Below are 2,509 nucleotides of genomic sequence, written 5' to 3'. Positions count from 1 at the left end.
GGCCACACCCGTCCCACACCCTCACCCCACCGGTTCACTCCCCTCGGGGAACCCGTTGCCGCACCCCTGCGCCGCCCCTAATGTGCCTCCAAAACAAGGAGGAATGCGCATGGATTTCGAACTCTTGGCCAGCGGACTGGGTTTTCCTGAAGGCCCCGTCGTCATGTCCGACGGCAGCATCATTATCGTCGAAATCCAGAATGGCGCTATTTCCCGTCACTGGGGCGACGGAAAATCCGAAGTGGTCGCGACCCCCGGCGGCGGCCCCAACGGCCTCGCCATCGGACCCGACGGCGCCCTCTGGTGCTGCAATAATGGCGGGTTCCTCTATCACGAAGTCGACGGCCTCCTCATTCCCGGCAATTGCCCGGATGACTATTCCGGCGGGCGCATTGAGCGGATCGACCTTTCAACCGGCGAGGTCGAACGCGTGCTCGACACGGTCGATGGCCATCCGCTGAAAGGCCCGAACGACCTCGTTTTCGACAAGGCCGGGAACCTCTATTTCACCGATCACGGCAAGACCTATTCGCGCCATCGCGATTTCGGCGGCCTGTTCTTCCTCGCCAACGGCGCGTCGGAAGCCAAGGAAATGGATTTCCACTATTCCTCGCCCAATGGCGTCGGCCTTTCGCCAGACGAACAGACGGTCTTCATGGCCGACACGATGACCGGCCGCATGTGGGCCTTCGACCTGGCCGCCCCCGGCGAGATCAAGCCAGCCTCGCCTTTCAATGGTGGACGCGTCGTCGCCACGATGCCCGGACTGCAATATTTTGACAGCCTCGCCATGACCGCCGCAGGCAATGTCTGCGTCGCCACGATCCTGAATGGTGGCATCACCACGATCACGCCGCAGGGCGATTTCAGCCACACGGCCTTCCCGGACATGCTGGTCACGAATATCGCCTTTGGCGGGGATGACATGAAGGACGCTTACCTGACGCTGTCGAGCACAGGCCAGCTGATCAAGTGCCGCTGGCCGGAGCCGGGCCTCGTCCTGAACTTCAACGCCTGACGGCGGCGTCAGTCTTCGAAGACAATCTCGGGCGCAGGCTTGGATTCCAGCGTATCGAGGCCGATGGCCACGGTGCGCGCGAGGTCGTGAAAGATGCGGGCGGTCTCGCCATCTGCCAGCGCGGCAGGCTGCCCTGCATCACCGCCTTCACGTATGGCCTGCAGCATGGGGATCTGGCCCAGCAATGGCAGGCCCAGTGACTGCGCCGTCGCCGCACCGCCGCCCTCGCCCATCAGGTAGTGGCGGTTACCTGCCGGATCCTCGAACCAGCTCATCGTCTCGACAATGCCGAGCACGGGCACGGCCGTCTTGGTGAACATGGCCGCGCCGCGCCGTACATCGGCGAGTGCGACTTCCTGCGGCGTGGTCACGATGATCGCCGCCGTCACCGGTACGCGCTGCGCAATCGCCAGCTGGGCATCGCCGGTGCCGGGCGGTGTATCGATGACAAGCACGTCCAGTTCGCCCCATTCGGCATCATTCAGCATCTGCGTGATCGCCGACATGACAATTGGCCCGCGCCAGATCATCGGCGCATCCGGGTCCGACAGGTAGCCGATCGACAGCGTCTTCATGCCATGCGCGATAACCGGGACCAGTTTTTTCGATTCGGCCGTTCCCGGCTGGGCATCCTGCATGCCAAGCATGGTCGGGATCGACGGCCCGTAGACATCTGCATCGAGCAGGCCGACTTTCATGCCCGCCTTGGCCATCGCCGCAGCAAGATTCACCGCAATCGTCGACTTTCCGACCCCGCCCTTGGCGCTCGCCACAACCAGAATCCGCGCAATGCCGGGAATCGGCGGAATACCGGATGCCTGGGACGGCGCGCCTTGCTGCATCGCCTCATCCGACAGGCGTGCGCCCTTGGTCACCCGGCGCGGGGCCGGTTCAAGCTTTACTGTCGGCAGTGCTTTCTGGGCCGTGAGAATGCTCGTCACGGCATGCACGCCAGCGACCAGTTCGGCCCGGCCTTCCGCTTCGATACGGCGGGCCTCAGCCCCTGCCGTATCGGCTGGATCAGCCAGCAGGACAAGGATAACCCGCCCTGTATCATCAACGTCGACCGACTCCAGCCAGTCCGGTGCGCCAATCGCATCCCGGACCTGTTTTGCCAGTTTCCGGCGAGATTTTTCCTTCGAACCAAACACCTGATATGATCCCTGCGTCCTTGAAGCCCTGAATGAGGCATGCACATATCACGCAAGTTCCTATATAGAAGCCTATAAACCAAAACAGGAGGGGCTAGCCCTGGGATGACAAGACAAAATCCAGCGGCCCATGGGGCGGCGGATCAGACGATGAGCCCGGCAAGGAAGCTGGCTCACCCTGGACGCGCCCTGGCGGCGGCTCCAGTGGGAATGGCGGCGGCGACCTTGAGCAGCAAATGAAGCGCATGCAGGAGCGGTTTCGCAAGCGCTCCGGCGGTGGCGGCGGTGGCGGCGGACGTCGCAGCGGCGGCGGTGGCCCGAATTTCGGCCCGCTCGGCTT

2 protein-coding genes are annotated in these 2,509 nt (G+C 63.5%); one reads left to right on the top strand and one right to left on the bottom strand.

Features of this window, described 5'->3' with window-relative positions; all coding sequences use genetic code 11:
* Positions 1-109: 109 nt before the first annotated feature.
* Entirely contained in the window at positions 110-1,018 is a 909-nt protein-coding gene (locus AADA04_RS00610; protein ID WP_340691288.1) for an SMP-30/gluconolactonase/LRE family protein, read from the top strand.
* Positions 1,019-1,026: 8 nt separating this feature from the next.
* On the opposite strand, the gene AADA04_RS00605 is transcribed toward AADA04_RS00610, so the two are convergent.
* Positions 1,027-2,169: an Mrp/NBP35 family ATP-binding protein gene (locus AADA04_RS00605; RefSeq protein ID WP_340691287.1), complete on the bottom strand. Its 1,143-nt coding sequence runs from the start codon at positions 2,167-2,169 to the stop codon at positions 1,027-1,029.
* Between the last annotated feature and the right edge of the window lie 340 nt (positions 2,170-2,509).

The sequence above is a fragment of the Hyphomonas sp. genome, from assembly GCF_037969335.1.
Lineage (GTDB): Bacteria > Pseudomonadota > Alphaproteobacteria > Caulobacterales > Hyphomonadaceae > Hyphomonas.
The sequence above is the reverse complement of the archived record's forward strand: the minus strand, read 5'-3'. Positions and strand labels throughout refer to the sequence as shown.

Excerpts from the sequence above, each read along its gene's own strand:
- AADA04_RS00610 (WP_340691288.1), top strand. The coding sequence starts at position 110 with ATGGATTTCGAACTCTTGGCCAGCGGACTGGGTTTTCCTGAAGGCCCC.